The following is a 14,229-nucleotide window of genomic DNA, read 5'->3' as shown; positions in this document are numbered from 1 at the left end:
CGAGAGCCGAGACCCTGCGATGAGCCAAGCCTTCACCGTCGTCATCCCGGCCCGCTTCGCCTCCACCCGCCTGCCCGGCAAGCCGCTGCAGGACATCTGCGGCAAGCCCATGGTCCAGCACGTCTGGGAGCAGGCGCGCAAGAGCGCCGCATCTCGCGTGGTGATCGCCACCGACGATGCGCACATCCTCGAAGCGGCCAACGTCTTCGGCGCCGAGGCGCTGCTGACCCGCGTCGACCACAACTCCGGCACCGACCGCCTGGCCGAGGTGGCCGATGCCCTGGGCCTGGCCGACGACGCCATCGTGGTCAACGTGCAGGGCGACGAGCCGCTGATCCCACCGGCCATCATCGACCAGGTGGCGGCCAACCTGGCGGCCCACCCGGAAGCCGGCATCGCCACCCTGGCCGAGCCGATCCACGAGCTGGCCGCGCTGTTCAACCCGAACGTGGTGAAGGTGGTGACCGACCTCAACGGCCTGGCACTGACCTTCAGCCGCGCGCCGCTGCCCTGGGCCCGCGACGCTTTCGCCAAGGAGCCGGACGGCCTGCCCCAGGGCGTGCCCTACCGCCGCCACATCGGCATCTACGCCTACCGCGCGCGCTTCCTCCGCGACTTCGTCGCCTGGGGCCCGTGCTGGCTGGAAGACACCGAGTGCCTGGAGCAGCTGCGGGCGCTCTGGCACGGCGTGCGCATCCACGTCGCCGACGCCCTGGAGGCGCCGCAGGCCGGGGTGGACACCGCCGAGGACCTGGAGCGCGTCAGGCGCATCCTGGGGGGCTGATGCGGGTTCTCTTCGTCTGCCTGGGCAACATCTGCCGTTCGCCCACCGCCGAGGGCGTATTCCGCCACAAGCTGCGCGAGGCCGGGCTGGAGGCGCGGGTGACCGTCGATTCCGCCGGCACCGGCGACTGGCACGTGGGCAAGGCGCCGGACGCCCGCACCCGCGTCGCTGCCATGCGCCGTGGCTATGACCTGTCGGGGCTGCGCGCGCGCCAGGTGAGCACTGCCGATTTCGCCGACTTCGACCTGATCCTGGCCATGGACCTGAGCAACCTGGCTCATCTCGAGCGCCTGCGGGGAAGTGGCCCGGCTGAGCTGGACCTGTTCCTGCGCCGCTACGCCGGCGCGCTGGACGAGGTGCCCGATCCCTATTACGGCGGCGAGGCCGGTTTCGAGCAGGTGCTGGACCTGATCGAGCTGGCCTGCGACGCCTTGCTGCTGGAAGTGAAGGGGCGCCTGTGAGCCTGGTTTTGCAGAAAGACGTTTCCCTGAAAGCCTTCAATACCTTCGGCATCGAAGCGCGCGCGCGGTTGTTCGCCGAAGCCCGCGACGACCAGGAAGTGATGCAGGGCCTTGCCCTGGCGGTGGAACACGACCTGCCGCTGCTGGTGCTCGGCGGCGGCAGCAACCTGCTGCTGACCCGCGACGTCGAGGCCCTGGTACTGCGCATGGCCAGCCGTGGCGTGCGTATCCTCGAAGACGACGGCGATCGGGTGCGTATCGAAGCCGAGGCCGGCGAGGTCTGGGACGACCTGGTGCGTTGGAGCCTGGAGCAGGGCTTCGCCGGCCTGGAGAACCTCAGCCTGATCCCCGGCACCGTCGGCGCCGCGCCCATGCAGAACATCGGCGCCTACGGCGTGGAGCTGAAGGACGTGTTCGACAGCCTGGTGGCGCTGGACCGCCATAGCGGCGGCTTACGTGAATTCCACCTGGATGATTGCGCCTTCGCCTACCGCGAAAGCCTGTTCAAGCGCGAGCCGGGGCGCTGGGTGATCCTGCGCGTGCGCCTGAAGCTTGCGCGCCGGGCCAGCCTGCATCTGGACTATGGTCCGGTGCGCCAGCGCCTGGTGGAGGAGGGCATAGACGCTCCTGGCCCCGCCGACGTGGCGCGGGTGATCTGCGCCATCCGCCGCGAGAAGCTGCCCGACCCGGCAGTGCTGGGCAACGCCGGCAGCTTCTTCAAGAACCCGCTGGTATCCGCCGCCGTGGCAGAGCGCTTGCGTGGCGAATACCCGGACCTGGTGGCCTATCCCCAGGCCGACGGCCAGGTCAAGCTGGCTGCCGGCTGGCTGATCGACAAGGCCGGCTGGAAGGGCTTCCGCGACGGTGCCGCCGGCGTGCATGCCCAGCAGGCGCTGGTGCTGGTCAACTACGGCGGCGCCAGCGGGGCGCAGATCCAGGCGCTGGCCGAGCGTATCCGCGAGGACATCCGGCAGCGCTTCGGCGTGGAGCTGGAGATGGAGCCCAACCTCTACTGAGGTGTGCGGGCTTGGAAAAAGGCGCTTGCCGTTGCCGGCAAGCGCCTTTTTTGTCCGTGCTGCTTTTCGTAGGAGCGAGCCGTGCCCACCGGTATGGGTGTAGGAGCGGACCTTGTCCGCGATAGCCGGACATCCCGGCGCGATTCGCGGATGAGATCCGCTCCTACACTGCCCCACCACTCCATTCCCCTGTAGGAGCGCGCCCTGCGCGCGATATCGCGGGCAGGGCCCGCTCCTACAGTTGTTGTCGTGAGGCATGGCGATCTACCCCACGCAACCCAGGAACCATAAAAAAAGGGGATGCCTAGGCATCCCCTTTTTCAGCACGCGGGCGATCAGCCGTGGTGCTTTTCCACCTCGTCGCGGTGCTGCTGCTCGGCCTTGTCGGCTTCGACTTGCTCCTCGACGGCCTGGATGGCCTGCTCGCCTTCGGCAGCTTCGGCAGCTTCGGCAGCTTCGGCAGCGGGTGCTTCGGCGGCTTCGGTGGTGGCAGACGCTTCGACAGTCTCCTGGGCCGCTTCTACGACGCTTTCTTCCGCGGCCTCGACTTGCTGCTCGGCGATGGCTTCCACCTCGGCGGCCTGTTCGACCCCGGCGGTTTCCACTACGGCCGGAGCGGCAGCGGCGGCTTCCGCGGCTTCACGGGCCAGGCGCTCGGCTTCGCGCTGCAGGCGACGACGCTCGCGCGGGTCGTTCAGGGCGCGGCCGGTGGCGTTGGCTGCCGGCTGGGCTTCGTCCTGGCTCGGCGCGGCAACAGCAGGCTCGGCCTGGGCGACCGGGGCTTCGACCACCTCGGGTTCGACGTGAGCGGTCTCGACGACCGGAGCGGCTTCGACCACGGCTTGCGCAGCAGGCTGCTCGACCGGCTCGGCGGCGGCCGGGGCGGATTCGCTCGGCTGCAGGCTGAACTCGACGATCTGCTCGCCGGCGCTTTCCTCGCGGGTCTCGGTGACCACGACGGTGTCGGCGCCGGCTTCGACGGCGGCGGCCGGCTCGGCGGTTTGCTCGCTGGCGGCTTCGACGACCTGCTCGGCGACCACGGCTACCGCGGCAACGCCGGTTGCGGCCAGGGCCGGGGCGGACGGCGACTCGCTGCCTTGCGGCTGCTCACCGGCCTCCGGGCCTTCCACGCCGACTTCGCGCTGACGCTCGCGGCGGTTGCTGCGGCGGCGCTGGCCACGGGAACGGCGGCGCGGACGATCGTCATCGCTGCCTTCCTGGTCGTCCTGCTCCAGCAGTTCCTCGTTGTTCGGCTCTTCGGCTTCCAGCGCGGCTTCGCGGGCCTGGCGCTCCTCGCGGGGCTGGCGCTCGCCACGTTCGCGACGCTCGCCACGCTCTTCGCGCGGCTGGCGTTCCTCACGGGGCTGACGCTCTTCACCCGGCTGGCGCTCGGCACGTTCTTCACGCGGCTGGCGCTCCTCACGGGGCTGGCGCTCGGCACGCTCTTCACGCGGCTGGCGTTCCTCGCGGGGTTGACGCTCGGCACGCTCTTCACGCGGTTGGCGCTCCTCGCGGGGTTGACGCTCGGCGCGCTCTTCGCGCGGTTGGCGTTCCTCGCGGGGCTGACGCTCGGCGCGCTCTTCACGCGGCTGGCGTTCCTCGCGCGGCTGACGCTCGGCACGCTCTTCGCGCGGTTGACGCTCCTCGCGCGGCTGGCGTTCGGCGCGTTCTTCACGGGGCTGGCGTTCTTCGCGGGCCGGGCGCTCGGCGCGCTCTTCACGACGGCGCTCGTTGCGCTCGCCACGCTCCTCGCGGGGCTTGCGCTCGTCGTCGCGACGGCCGCCATCACGGCGACGGTTCTGCTGACGGCCGTTGCGGCGCTCCTCCGGCGTCGAACTGCGCTCGCTGGCGGGTTTCTCCGCGCTGGCGGCCGGCTTGGCCTCTTCTTCCTTGCCGGCGAACAGGCTCACCAGCGACTTGACCAGGCCCTGGAACAGGCTCGGCTGCGGCATCGGCTTGGCGGCTTCCACCGGTTGCGGCGCGGCGGCCTGTTCGGCCTGCTGCGGAGCGGGAGTCTGCGGGGAAACGGTCTTCACCGCGGCTTCCTGGCGTACCAGGGTGCGGGTGGCGCTGACCGGCTGGACTTCCTCGTGCTCGACCTGGGCCATCTCGTAGCTGGTGTGGCCGACCAGCAGGTCCGGGTTGTCGTCACGCAGGCGCTGCACTTCGAAGTGCGGGGTTTCCAGGTGCTCGTCCGGCAGGATGAAGATGCGCGCGCGGGTGCGCAGCTCGATCTTGGTGATGGCGTTGCGCTTCTCGTTGAGCAGGAAGGCGGCGACCTGGAAGGGCACGCGGGCGCGGACTTCCGCGGTGCGGTCCTTCAGCGCTTCTTCCTCGATCAGGCGCAGGATGGCCAGCGACAGGGATTCCACGTCGCGGATGATGCCCTGGCCGTTGCAACGCGGGCAGACGATGCCGCTGGTCTCGCCGAGGGACGGACGCAGGCGCTGGCGGGACATCTCCAGCAGGCCGAAGCGCGAGATGCGCCCGACCTGCACGCGCGCGCGGTCGGCCTCGAGGGCTTCGCGCACGCGCTCTTCCACGGCGCGCTGGTTCTTCGCCGGGGTCATGTCGATGAAGTCGATGACGATCAGGCCGCCGATGTCGCGCAGGCGCAGCTGGCGGGCGATTTCCTCGGCCGCTTCCAGGTTGGTCTGCAGGGCGGTTTCCTCGATGTCGCCGCCCTTGGTGGCGCGCGCCGAGTTGATGTCGATGGAGACCAGGGCCTCGGTCGGGTCGATGACGATGGAGCCGCCGGAGGGCAGCTTCACTTCGCGCTGGAAGGCGGTCTCGATCTGGCTCTCGATCTGGAAGCGGTTGAACAGCGGAACGCTGTCCTGGTACAGCTTGACCTTGCTGGCGTACTGCGGCATCACCTGGCGGATGAAGTTCAGGGCTTCTTCCTGGGCATCGATGCTGTCGATCAGCACCTCGCCGATGTCCTGGCGCAGGTAGTCGCGGATGGCGCGGATGATGACGTTGCTTTCCTGGTAGATCAGGAAGGGCGCGCCGCGCTCGCCGGAGGCTTCCTTGATGGCGCCCCACAGTTGCAGGAGGTAGTCCAGGTCCCATTGCAGCTCTTCGGAGCTGCGGCCCAGGCCCGCGGTGCGGACGATCAGGCCCATGTCGGCGGGAGCGTTGAGGCCGTTCAGGGCTTCGCGCAGTTCATTGCGCTCTTCGCCCTCGATGCGGCGGGAGATGCCGCCGGCGCGGGGGTTGTTCGGCATCAGCACCAGGTAGCGGCCGGCCAGGCTGATGAAGGTGGTCAGGGCCGCGCCCTTGTTGCCGCGTTCTTCCTTCTCGACCTGGACGATGACTTCCTGGCCTTCGCTGAGCACATCCTTGATGTTGATGCGCCCTTCGGGGTTCTTCTTGAAGTACTCGCGGGAAATTTCCTTGAGGGGGAGGAAGCCGTGGCGCTCGGCGCCGAAGTCGACGAAGGCGGCTTCCAGGCTGGGCTCGACGCGGGTGATGCGGCCCTTGTAGATGTTGGCCTTCTTCTGTTCACGCGCGCCGGACTCGATGTCCAGGTCGAACAGACGCTGGCCATCTACCAGCGCTACACGCAACTCTTCGGGTTGAGTTGCGTTGATCAGCATTCTTTTCATGTAGTACCAATGGTTTCCGGGGCCACCGGAAACGGCAATCGGCACCCACGACTCTCACGGTCGGTGCTCAGGCGCGTACTCAGGAACGGCGGACCATTCCCGTGTCCAGCGACGTCCGGCCAGCAACGGGCCGGGTCGCGACTACGTCTCCTGCTTGTCCTGCGAACAAGCAATCAACAGGAGGAGGAATCAGCTGTCGGAGGCGGACGAAAGAGTGCGTCTGAAACAAGGCTATGCCAGCTACGCGGTCCGACAGTTGTGCATCTCCACCCTGCACGTTTCCTATTGAAGAAGCGGGTGCCGCTCGCAGAATCCGGGAGCGGGTTGGCTTTTCACGGCTACCGAGGCAACCGTGCGTCATGTCTCAAGGCTCGGGTTCCGAATCGTTGCGGCGAGGGATTCATGGGTCCGCCACGGCAACGCTTCGCAGGACTGCCTCACGTCCGTTCAATGTGCTTGCAGGCAGCGGGGATGGCGATTTCGCTGACATCCGCGGGCCCGGCCACTTTTGGCGGCCTCCCGAATATAGCAGCAATGATTAAGTGCTTCAATTGAATGAAAAATTGCTATGATGGGCGGATGACGACTTCCTCCCCTCCGACTTCCGGCGTCCAGCTGCTTGAAGTCGCGCCGGAATATGCCGGCCAGCGCATCGACAATTTCCTCAGAACTCAGCTCAAAGGCGTACCCAAGACCTTGATCTATCGCATCCTGCGCAAGGGCGAGGTGCGGGTGAACAAGGGGCGGATCAAGCCCGAGTACAAGCTGCAGGCCGGGGACGTGGTGCGTGTGCCGCCGCTGCGCCTGGCCGAGCGCGACGAGCCGGCGCCGCTGGCCCAGGGGCTGCTCGAGCGCCTGGAGGCCGCCATCGTCTACGAAGACAAGGCGCTGATCGTGATCAACAAGCCCGCCGGCATCGCCGTGCATGGCGGCAGCGGCCTCAGCTATGGCGTGATCGAGGCTTTCCGTCAGCTGCGTCCGGAGGCCAAGGATCTGGAACTGGTGCACCGTCTGGACCGCGACACTTCCGGCCTGCTGATGATCGCCAAGAAGCGCAGCATGCTGCGCCACCTGCATGATGCGCTGCGCAACGAGCACGTGGTGGACAAGCGCTACCACGCCCTGGTGCGCGGCAGCTGGCCGGCGGCGAAGAAGCAGATCCGCGCGCCGCTGCTGAAGAACAACCTGCGTTCCGGCGAGCGCATGGTGGAAGTCAACGTCGAAGGCAAGGACGCGCTCACCGAGTTCAAGGTGCTGCGCCGCTTCGGCGATTTCGCCACCCTGGTGGAGGCGCGGCCGATCACCGGGCGCACCCACCAGATCCGCGTGCACGCCAAGCATGCCGGGCATTCCATCGCCGGCGACGCCAAGTACGGCGACGACGAATTCTCCCGCGAGATCCGCGAACTGGGCGGCAAGCGCCTGTTCCTGCATTCCGCGCAGCTGCGCGTGCCCATGCCCGACGGCTCCACCCTGGAGCTGGAGGCCGAGGTGGACGACATCTGGCGCAGCACCCTGGAGCGCCTGGATGCCTGATTACGCGCTGCTGGTCTTCGACTGGGACGGCACTCTGGTCGACTCCGTCGGCCGCATCGTCGAGTCGATGCGGGTGGCGGCCGAGCGTTCCGGCCTGCCGCGGCGCAGCGACGAAGCCATAAAAGGCATCATCGGCCTGGGGCTGCCGGAGGCGATCCAGACGCTGTACCCGGAAGTCGACGATGAGGCGGCGCTGACAGTCTTTCGTGGCGATTACGCCGAGCATTATCTGATGCTGGAGGTCGAACCTTCTCCTTTGTTCCCCGGCGTGGCCGATGCGCTGGAGCATTTCCGCCAGTCCGGCTACCGTCTGGCGGTCGCCACCGGCAAGAGCCGCCGCGGCCTGGATCGGGTGCTGAAGGGGCGGGGCTGGGAAGGCTTTTTCGACATTACCCGCGCCGCCGACGAGTCGGCGAGCAAGCCCGACCCGCGCATGCTGCATGAAATCCTCGCGCATTGCCGGGTCGAGCCGGGCCGCGCGCTGATGGTCGGGGATGCGCCCTTCGACCTGGAGATGGCGCGCCGGGCGGGCATGGACTCGGTGGCGGTGTCCTACGGGGCGCAGCCGCTGTCCGTGCTGCGCGAGTACGGCCCGCGCCTGGAAATCGGGCATTTCAACGAATTGCGCGCCTGGCTGGATGGCCGGGCGCAGGACCTACGGATCGAGGTGAACGAGCATGTCGGATGAGTGGAAGGCCGAGGAGCCCGGCAAGGAAGACGCGAAGAGCTGGAAGCTGCTGGAGAAGGCTGTGCTGGCGGGCGTGCAGGAACAGCGCCGGGCCCGTCGCTGGGGCATCTTCTTCAAGCTGCTGACCTTCGTCTACCTGTTCGGCGCCCTGGCGCTGTTCACTCCCTTGAGCGGCCTGTCCAAGTCCGCCTCGCGCAGCGGCAGCCATACCGCGCTGATCGAGGTGAAGGGCATGATCGCCGACGACGAGCCGGCCAGCGCCGACAATGTCGTCGGGGCGCTGAAGGCGGCCTTCGAGGACAGCGGCACCAAGGGCATCGTCCTGCGCATCAACAGCCCGGGCGGCAGTCCGGTGCAGTCCGGCTATATATATGACGAGATCAAGCGCCAGCGTGGCCTGCACCCGGACGTGAAGGTCTACGCGGTGATCAGCGACCTGGGGGCGTCCGGCGCCTACTACATCGCCAGCGCCGCCGATGAAATCTACGCCGACAAGGCCAGCCTGGTCGGCTCCATCGGCGTCACCGCCGCCACCTTCGGCTTCGTCGGCACCATGGAGAAGCTCGGCGTCGATCGCCGCGTCTACACCTCCGGCGAGCACAAGGCCTTCCTCGATCCCTTCCAGCCGCCCAAGGCCGAAGAGACGCAGTTCTGGCAGGGCGTGCTGGACACCACCCACAAGCAGTTCATCGACAGCGTGAAGAAAGGGCGCGGCGATCGCCTGAAGGACAAGGATCATCCCGAGCTGTTCTCCGGGCTGATCTGGTCCGGCGAGCAGGCGCTGCAGCTCGGCCTGATCGATGGCCTGGGCAGTACCAGCTACGTGGCGCGCGATGTGATCAAGGAAAAGGAAATCGTCGACTACACCGTGCAGGAAACGCCGTTCGACCGCTTCGCCAAGAAGATCGGCGCCAGCGTCGCCGAGCGTTTGGCGTTGTGGATGGGCTGGCAGGGGCCGGCGCTGCGCTGAGGCCCTGGTGTTCGAAACGAGCCGCTGCCTTTATATATAGAGGCAGCGGCTTTTTCGTTTCTGGGGCGGGCCTTGTCGATTCCCGCTTCTACAGGTCGAGGGGGCGATTGTAGCGGCAACTGGCTTGCCGGCTGCGCCGAGGTGCTCTTCGTAGGATGGGTTGAGCTTGCGAAACCCATGCGGTTGCGGTGATGGGTATCGCTTCGCTCAACGCCATCCTACGAAAAGCCATGCTCGCTCATGCTGTAGGAGCGGATTCATCCGCGATCCGGCCGGCTGGCCGGTTCCGCGATGGTCAGGGAACCTGCACGCCTTCCGCCAGCAGCATATCCACCAGGCGAATCAGCGGCAGGCCGACCAGGCTGGTGCCATCCTCGCCCTCGGTCGCGCGGAACAGGCTGACGCCCAGGCCCTCGGCCTTGAAGCTGCCGGCGCAATCGAAGGGGCGTTCGGCTTCCAGGTAGCGGTGGATGCGCGCCTCGTCCAGTTCGCGGAAGTGCACGCGGAAGGGGATGCAATCCACCTGGCAGCGGCCGCTGGCGCTGTCCAGCAGGGCCAGGCCGGTGAGGAAGCTGACGCTGCTGCCGCTGGAGGCCTTGAGTTGCTCCATGGCCCGCTCCAGGGTGTGCGGCTTGCCGAGGATCGCCTGGCCCTGGACGGCGGCCTGGTCCGAGCCGATGATCAGGTGCTCGGGAAAGCGCGCCGCCAGCGCCCGCGCCTTGGCTTCGGCGAGGCGGCGCACCAGTTGTTCGGGGCTTTCGCCGGGCAGCGGGCTTTCATCTATATCCGGGCTCGCGCATTCGAAGGGCAGGCGCAGGCGTTGCAGCAGTTCGCGGCGGTAGGGCGAGCTTGAGGCGAGAATCAGTGGGCGCATCGGGAGTCTCCTGGGCGAAGTCCGCGATTCTAGCGAAAAGGCTGTCCATACAGCGGTTTATGCCTAATTTCCTTTGACAGAGGCGGGTGCATCCCTATAATGGCGCGCTTATGTTGAATGGGCCGATACCACCTCACGTCGATCCGCGCAAATTGGTAGAGCGCGAAGCCACCCTCGAGGGTGTGCTGCCGCTCGCCAGTATGCCGCGGGTGTGCGAACAGCTGACCAGCAGCGACGGCAACGTCCGGGCGAAGTTCTTCTTCCACCGCGACGAGCAGAAGCTGGCGGTCATGCATGTCGAAGTCGACGCGCAGGTGAGCATGGTATGCCAACGCTGCCTCGAGCCGGCGACCTTCCAGGTCACCAGCGAGTCCGACTTCGCCATCCTCTGGGAAGGCCAGTCTGCCGAAGGGCTGCCGAAGGGGTACGATGCGCTGGAAGTGGGGGAGGAACCCCTCGACCTGCCGCCTCTGGTCGAGGACGAGCTGTTGCTCGCCTTGCCCATCGTTCCGGCCCATGACCCTGAAGAATGCCAGCATCCGGCGGGATTTGCAGCAGCGCCCGAGCCGAGCGAGAACGTGGAAGAACGTCCCAACCCGTTCAGCGTACTGGCGCAGTTGAAGCGTGACCCAAACGTTTAGGAGTTAATCAATCATGGCTGTTCAGCAGAACAAAAAATCCCGTTCCGCTCGTGACATGCGTCGTTCCCACGATGCGCTCGATGCGAACGCTCTGTCCGTGGAAAAGAGCACCGGTGAAGTCCACCTGCGCCACCACGTCTCCCCGGACGGCTTCTATCGCGGCCGCAAGGTCGTAGACAAGGGCTCTGACGAGTAATCCTTGTCCGCACCAATCATCGCGATTGATGCAATGGGTGGGGACTTCGGTCCCCACTGCATTGTTCCGGCCAGCATTTCCTTCCTGGCCCAGCACCCCGCTCTGCAACTGGTCCTCGTCGGCCAGGCTCCCCTTCTCGAAGAACTCTGCGCCCGCGTTCCCGCGGTCGACCGCCCGCGCCTGCACATCCAGCACGCCAGCGAAGTCATCGGCATGGACGAACGCCCGTCCCAGGCCCTGCGCAGCAAGCCCGACTCCTCCATGCGCGTCGCCCTGGAGCTGGTCCGCGACGGTACGGCCCATGCCTGCGTCAGTGCCGGCAATACTGGCGCGCTGATGGCCCTGTCGCGCTATCTGCTCAAGACCTTGCCGGGCATCGACCGGCCGGCCATGGTCACCGCCGTGCCGACCCAGACCGGGCATTGCCACCTGCTGGACCTGGGGGCGAACGTCGATTGCAGCGCCGAGCACCTCTACCAGTTCGCCGTGATGGGCGCGGTGGCGGCCGAGGCGCTGGGCAAGGCCAACCCGAGGGTGGCGCTGCTCAACGTCGGCACCGAGGAAATCAAGGGCAACCAGCAGGTCAAGCTGGCCTCGACCCTGCTAGAGCAGGCCCGCGGCATCAACTACATCGGCTACATAGAAGGCGACGGCCTGTACCGTGGCCTGGCCGACGTGGTGGTGTGCGACGGCTTCGTCGGCAACATCCTGCTGAAAGCCAGCGAGGGGCTGGCGGCCATGGTGGTCAGCCGCCTGGAGCAACTGTTCGCGTCCAGCCTGTCGGCCAAGGCCATCGGCCTGGTGGCCATGCCGCTGTTGCGCCGTCTGCGCAGCGACCTGACGCCGGCCCGGCACAACGGCGCGAGCTTCCTGGGGCTGCAGGGCATCGTGGTGAAGAGCCACGGCAGCGCGGCCGAGGAGGGCATCCAGAGCGCTCTGCGCCGGGCCCTGGCGGAAATCCGCGAGAACCTGCCGCAGCGGCTCCATGGGCGGCTCGAGAGCCTTCTCTAAGTAACTGAATAGAAAGGAAATAGAGATTTCTGGCGGTAATGGAAGTATGCTTGCGCACCGCGCTCGCAAGGCTGCCCGGCGAGATGAAGTGCTCGCCCTGGCGATGTGACCGCGCGGTCGAGGCCGTCATCCAACTGTCAGTTCCATGCGCCAGGCTGCTGCTGGCGTTACCCTTCGACGAAACAGACACAAGGGACCCGTTGCAATGTCCGCATCCCTCGCATTCGTTTTCCCCGGCCAGGGCTCGCAATCCCTCGGCATGCTGGCCGAGCTGGGCGCGCAGCACGCACTGGTGCGTGACACCTTCGCCGAAGCCTCCGCGGCCCTGGGCTACGACCTCTGGGCGCTGGTGCAGGAAGGCCCGGAAGAGCGCCTGAACCAGACCGACAAGACCCAGCCCGCCATCCTCACCGCCTCCATCGCCCTGTGGCGCCTGTGGCAGGCCGAGGGCGGCGCCGCGCCGGCCTACGTCGCCGGCCACAGCCTGGGCGAGTACTCGGCCCTGGTCGCCGCCGGCAGCCTGGGCTTCGCCGAGGCGGTGAAACTGGTCGAGCGCCGCGGCCAATTGATGCAGGAAGCGGTGCCCGCCGGTACCGGCGGCATGGCCGCGATCCTCGGCCTGGAAGACGCCGACGTGCTGGCCGCCTGCGCCGAAGCCGCGCAGGGTGAGGTGGTCAGCGCCGTCAACTTCAACGCTCCCGGTCAGGTGGTGATCGCCGGTGCCGCCGCCGCGGTCGAGCGTGCCATCGAGGCCTGCAAGGCGCGCGGCGCCAAGCGCGCCGTGGCGCTGCCGGTCAGCGTGCCGTCGCACTGCGCGCTGATGCGCCCGGCCGCCGAGCGCTTCGCCGAAGCGGTGGAAGCCATCGCCTGGCAAGCTCCGCAGATCGCCCTGGTGCAGAACGTCAGCGCCCAGGTGCCGGCGGACCTCGACACCCTCAAGCGCGACCTTCTGGCGCAGCTGTACAGCCCGGTGCGCTGGGTCGAGACCGTGCAACTGCTCGCCGCCAAGGGCGTGAGCGATCTGGTAGAGTGCGGCCCTGGCAAGGTCCTGGCCGGCCTGAACAAGCGTTGCGCCAAGGGCGTGAACACCCACAATCTGGATTCGGCGGACGCCTTCGCGGCGGCTCGTGCGGCTCTGGCTTGAACAGGAGATAAGAGCATGAGTCTGCAAGGTAAGGTTGCCCTGGTCACCGGCGCGAGCCGCGGCATCGGCCAGGCCATCGCCCTGGAACTGGGCCGCCTGGGCGCCATCGTCATCGGCACCGCCACCAGCGCCTCGGGCGCCGAGAAGATCGCCGAATACCTCAAGGCCAACGGCATCGAAGGCGCCGGCCTGGTCCTGGACGTTTCCAGCGACGAATCCGTCGCCTCTACCCTCGAACACATCCAGCAGCACCTCGGCCAGCCGCTGATCGTGGTCAACAACGCCGGCATCACCCGCGACAACCTGCTGATGCGGATGAAGGACGACGAGTGGTTCGACGTGGTCAACACCAACCTCAACAGCCTCTACCGTCTGTCGAAAGCCGTGCTGCGCGGCATGACCAAGGCTCGCTGGGGTCGCATCATCAACATCGGCTCGGTGGTCGGCGCCATGGGCAATGCCGGGCAGACCAACTACGCCGCGGCGAAGGCCGGCCTAGAGGGCTTCACCCGCGCCCTGGCGCGCGAGGTGGGCTCCCGTGCCATCACCGTCAACGCGGTGGCCCCGGGCTTCATCGACACCGACATGACCCGCGAGCTGCCCGAAGCCCAGCGCGAAGCGCTGCTCGGCCAGATTCCGCTGGGGCGTCTCGGCCAAGCCGAAGAGATCGCCAAGGTGGTAGGATTCCTCGCCTCCGATGGTGCCGCCTATGTGACCGGCGCCACGGTACCGGTGAATGGCGGAATGTACATGAGCTGAATGTGACCTTACTCTTCGCGGATGTGTCATATGCGCTGTCTAAAATCCGTTATATAGATGCAACTGGGTTATAGACAGAACATCGTGGTGGTCGCGAAGGGGCGTCGGCGTTCAGCTTGAAATGCAGAAAACCCTTTCTATACACTTACCCGCAGCCCAGCTGTACGGATTGTCCATAGGAGTGAAAACAAGGTATGAGCACCATCGAAGAACGCGTCAAGAAGATCGTTGCTGAGCAACTCGGCGTTAAGGAAGAAGAAGTCACCAACAGCGCTTCCTTCGTCGAAGACCTGGGCGCCGACTCCCTTGACACCGTTGAGCTGGTGATGGCTCTGGAAGAGGAATTCGAGACCGAAATCCCCGACGAGCAAGCCGAAAAGATCACCACCGTGCAGGAAGCCATCGACTACATCGTTGCCCACCAGCAATAAGTAGCCGTTTCCGACGGAAGAAGCCGCACGGCCTGCAAAGGCGTGCGGCTTTTCTTTAGCATGGCGCTGGACAGCCCTGGTCGCGGTCCGGCGCCTATGCCGTGTATTCG

General features: G+C 66.8%; 14 protein-coding genes. 12 read left to right on the top strand and 2 right to left on the bottom strand.

Annotated elements, in window-relative coordinates:
• Positions 1-19: 19 nt before the first annotated feature.
• The 3 genes from kdsB to murB are packed head-to-tail and all read left to right on the top strand — an operon-like array spanning position 20 to position 2,261.
• Positions 20-784 carry a 3-deoxy-manno-octulosonate cytidylyltransferase gene (gene kdsB, locus PM1_RS20745; protein WP_009621406.1) on the top strand — a complete coding sequence of 255 codons (765 nt, stop codon included), beginning with the start codon at positions 20-22 and terminating at the stop codon, positions 782-784.
• Positions 784-1,245 carry a low molecular weight protein-tyrosine-phosphatase gene (locus PM1_RS20740; RefSeq protein ID WP_009621408.1) on the top strand — a complete coding sequence of 154 codons (462 nt, stop codon included), beginning with the start codon at positions 784-786 and terminating at the stop codon, positions 1,243-1,245. The genes kdsB and PM1_RS20740 overlap by 1 nt, the downstream gene beginning before the upstream one ends.
• The gene (murB, locus tag PM1_RS20735) at positions 1,242-2,261 is read left to right on the top strand and encodes a UDP-N-acetylmuramate dehydrogenase (RefSeq protein WP_009621410.1); all 1,020 of its coding nucleotides are present in this window, start codon (positions 1,242-1,244) and stop codon (positions 2,259-2,261) included. Before PM1_RS20740 ends, murB begins: the two co-directional genes overlap by 4 nt.
• A 335-nt stretch (positions 2,262-2,596) precedes the next feature.
• Here murB and rne read toward each other — a convergent pair whose 3' ends face one another.
• Positions 2,597-5,869: a ribonuclease E gene (gene rne / locus PM1_RS20730; protein ID WP_009621412.1), complete on the bottom strand. Its 3,273-nt coding sequence runs from the start codon at positions 5,867-5,869 to the stop codon at positions 2,597-2,599.
• A gap of 579 nt (positions 5,870-6,448) precedes the next feature.
• Between rne and rluC the strand changes: the two genes are divergently transcribed.
• Genes rluC through sppA form a run of 3 tightly spaced genes read left to right on the top strand, consistent with a single transcriptional unit; the run spans position 6,449 to position 9,063 of the window.
• A complete protein-coding gene (rluC, locus tag PM1_RS20725; RefSeq protein ID WP_009621414.1) occupies positions 6,449-7,405 on the top strand; it encodes a 23S rRNA pseudouridine(955/2504/2580) synthase RluC in 957 nt (318 codons plus the stop codon).
• Positions 7,398-8,093: an HAD-IIIA family hydrolase gene (locus PM1_RS20720; protein ID WP_009621416.1), complete on the top strand. Its 696-nt coding sequence runs from the start codon at positions 7,398-7,400 to the stop codon at positions 8,091-8,093. The genes rluC and PM1_RS20720 overlap by 8 nt, the downstream gene beginning before the upstream one ends.
• On the top strand, positions 8,083-9,063 hold the full coding sequence (gene sppA / locus PM1_RS20715) for a signal peptide peptidase SppA (RefSeq protein ID WP_009621418.1): 981 nt from the start codon (positions 8,083-8,085) through the stop codon (positions 9,061-9,063). Before PM1_RS20720 ends, sppA begins: the two co-directional genes overlap by 11 nt.
• A 295-nt stretch (positions 9,064-9,358) precedes the next feature.
• Here sppA and PM1_RS20710 read toward each other — a convergent pair whose 3' ends face one another.
• Positions 9,359-9,937 carry a Maf family protein gene (locus PM1_RS20710; RefSeq protein WP_009621420.1) on the bottom strand — a complete coding sequence of 193 codons (579 nt, stop codon included), beginning with the start codon at positions 9,935-9,937 and terminating at the stop codon, positions 9,359-9,361.
• Positions 9,938-10,047: 110 nt separating this feature from the next.
• Between PM1_RS20710 and PM1_RS20705 the strand changes: the two genes are divergently transcribed.
• The 6 genes from PM1_RS20705 to acpP all read left to right on the top strand — a co-directional run bounded on the left by PM1_RS20705 (position 10,048) and on the right by acpP (position 14,119).
• Positions 10,048-10,578, top strand: a complete 531-nt coding sequence (locus PM1_RS20705) for a YceD family protein (RefSeq protein WP_009621422.1) — start codon at positions 10,048-10,050, stop codon at positions 10,576-10,578.
• A gap of 13 nt (positions 10,579-10,591) precedes the next feature.
• The gene (gene rpmF / locus PM1_RS20700; RefSeq protein ID WP_009621425.1) at positions 10,592-10,774 is read left to right on the top strand and encodes a 50S ribosomal protein L32; all 183 of its coding nucleotides are present in this window, start codon (positions 10,592-10,594) and stop codon (positions 10,772-10,774) included.
• A gap of 3 nt (positions 10,775-10,777) precedes the next feature.
• Positions 10,778-11,785: a phosphate acyltransferase PlsX gene (gene plsX, locus PM1_RS20695; RefSeq protein WP_081884555.1), complete on the top strand. Its 1,008-nt coding sequence runs from the start codon at positions 10,778-10,780 to the stop codon at positions 11,783-11,785.
• A gap of 205 nt (positions 11,786-11,990) precedes the next feature.
• On the top strand, positions 11,991-12,929 hold the full coding sequence (gene fabD, locus PM1_RS20690; protein ID WP_009621429.1) for an ACP S-malonyltransferase: 939 nt from the start codon (positions 11,991-11,993) through the stop codon (positions 12,927-12,929).
• A gap of 15 nt (positions 12,930-12,944) precedes the next feature.
• Positions 12,945-13,688 carry a 3-oxoacyl-ACP reductase FabG gene (gene fabG / locus PM1_RS20685; RefSeq protein ID WP_009621431.1) on the top strand — a complete coding sequence of 248 codons (744 nt, stop codon included), beginning with the start codon at positions 12,945-12,947 and terminating at the stop codon, positions 13,686-13,688.
• A gap of 194 nt (positions 13,689-13,882) precedes the next feature.
• Entirely contained in the window at positions 13,883-14,119 is a 237-nt protein-coding gene (gene acpP / locus PM1_RS20680) for an acyl carrier protein (protein ID WP_007160597.1), read from the top strand.
• Positions 14,120-14,229: the final 110 nt, after the last annotated feature.

This window comes from Pseudomonas sp. M1 (assembly GCF_022760135.1).
In the GTDB taxonomy this organism is placed as follows: Bacteria; Pseudomonadota; Gammaproteobacteria; order Pseudomonadales; family Pseudomonadaceae; genus Pseudomonas; species Pseudomonas citronellolis.
This window is presented reverse-complemented; position numbering and strand designations above follow the sequence as displayed.

Coding starts and splice junctions, on each gene's coding strand:
- PM1_RS20720 (WP_009621416.1), top strand. CDS start 7,398: ATGCCTGATTACGCGCTGCTGGTCTTCGACTGGGACGGCACTCTGGTC.
- fabG (WP_009621431.1), top strand. CDS start 12,945: ATGAGTCTGCAAGGTAAGGTTGCCCTGGTCACCGGCGCGAGCCGCGGC.
- PM1_RS20740 (WP_009621408.1), top strand. CDS start 784: ATGCGGGTTCTCTTCGTCTGCCTGGGCAACATCTGCCGTTCGCCCACC.
- kdsB (WP_009621406.1), top strand. CDS start 20: ATGAGCCAAGCCTTCACCGTCGTCATCCCGGCCCGCTTCGCCTCCACC.
- PM1_RS20705 (WP_009621422.1), top strand. CDS start 10,048: ATGTTGAATGGGCCGATACCACCTCACGTCGATCCGCGCAAATTGGTA.
- PM1_RS20710 (WP_009621420.1), bottom strand. CDS start 9,937: ATGCGCCCACTGATTCTCGCCTCAAGCTCGCCCTACCGCCGCGAACTG.
- rpmF (WP_009621425.1), top strand. CDS start 10,592: ATGGCTGTTCAGCAGAACAAAAAATCCCGTTCCGCTCGTGACATGCGT.
- fabD (WP_009621429.1), top strand. CDS start 11,991: ATGTCCGCATCCCTCGCATTCGTTTTCCCCGGCCAGGGCTCGCAATCC.
- acpP (WP_007160597.1), top strand. CDS start 13,883: ATGAGCACCATCGAAGAACGCGTCAAGAAGATCGTTGCTGAGCAACTC.
- rne (WP_009621412.1), bottom strand. CDS start 5,869: ATGAAAAGAATGCTGATCAACGCAACTCAACCCGAAGAGTTGCGTGTA.
- sppA (WP_009621418.1), top strand. CDS start 8,083: ATGTCGGATGAGTGGAAGGCCGAGGAGCCCGGCAAGGAAGACGCGAAG.
- rluC (WP_009621414.1), top strand. CDS start 6,449: ATGACGACTTCCTCCCCTCCGACTTCCGGCGTCCAGCTGCTTGAAGTC.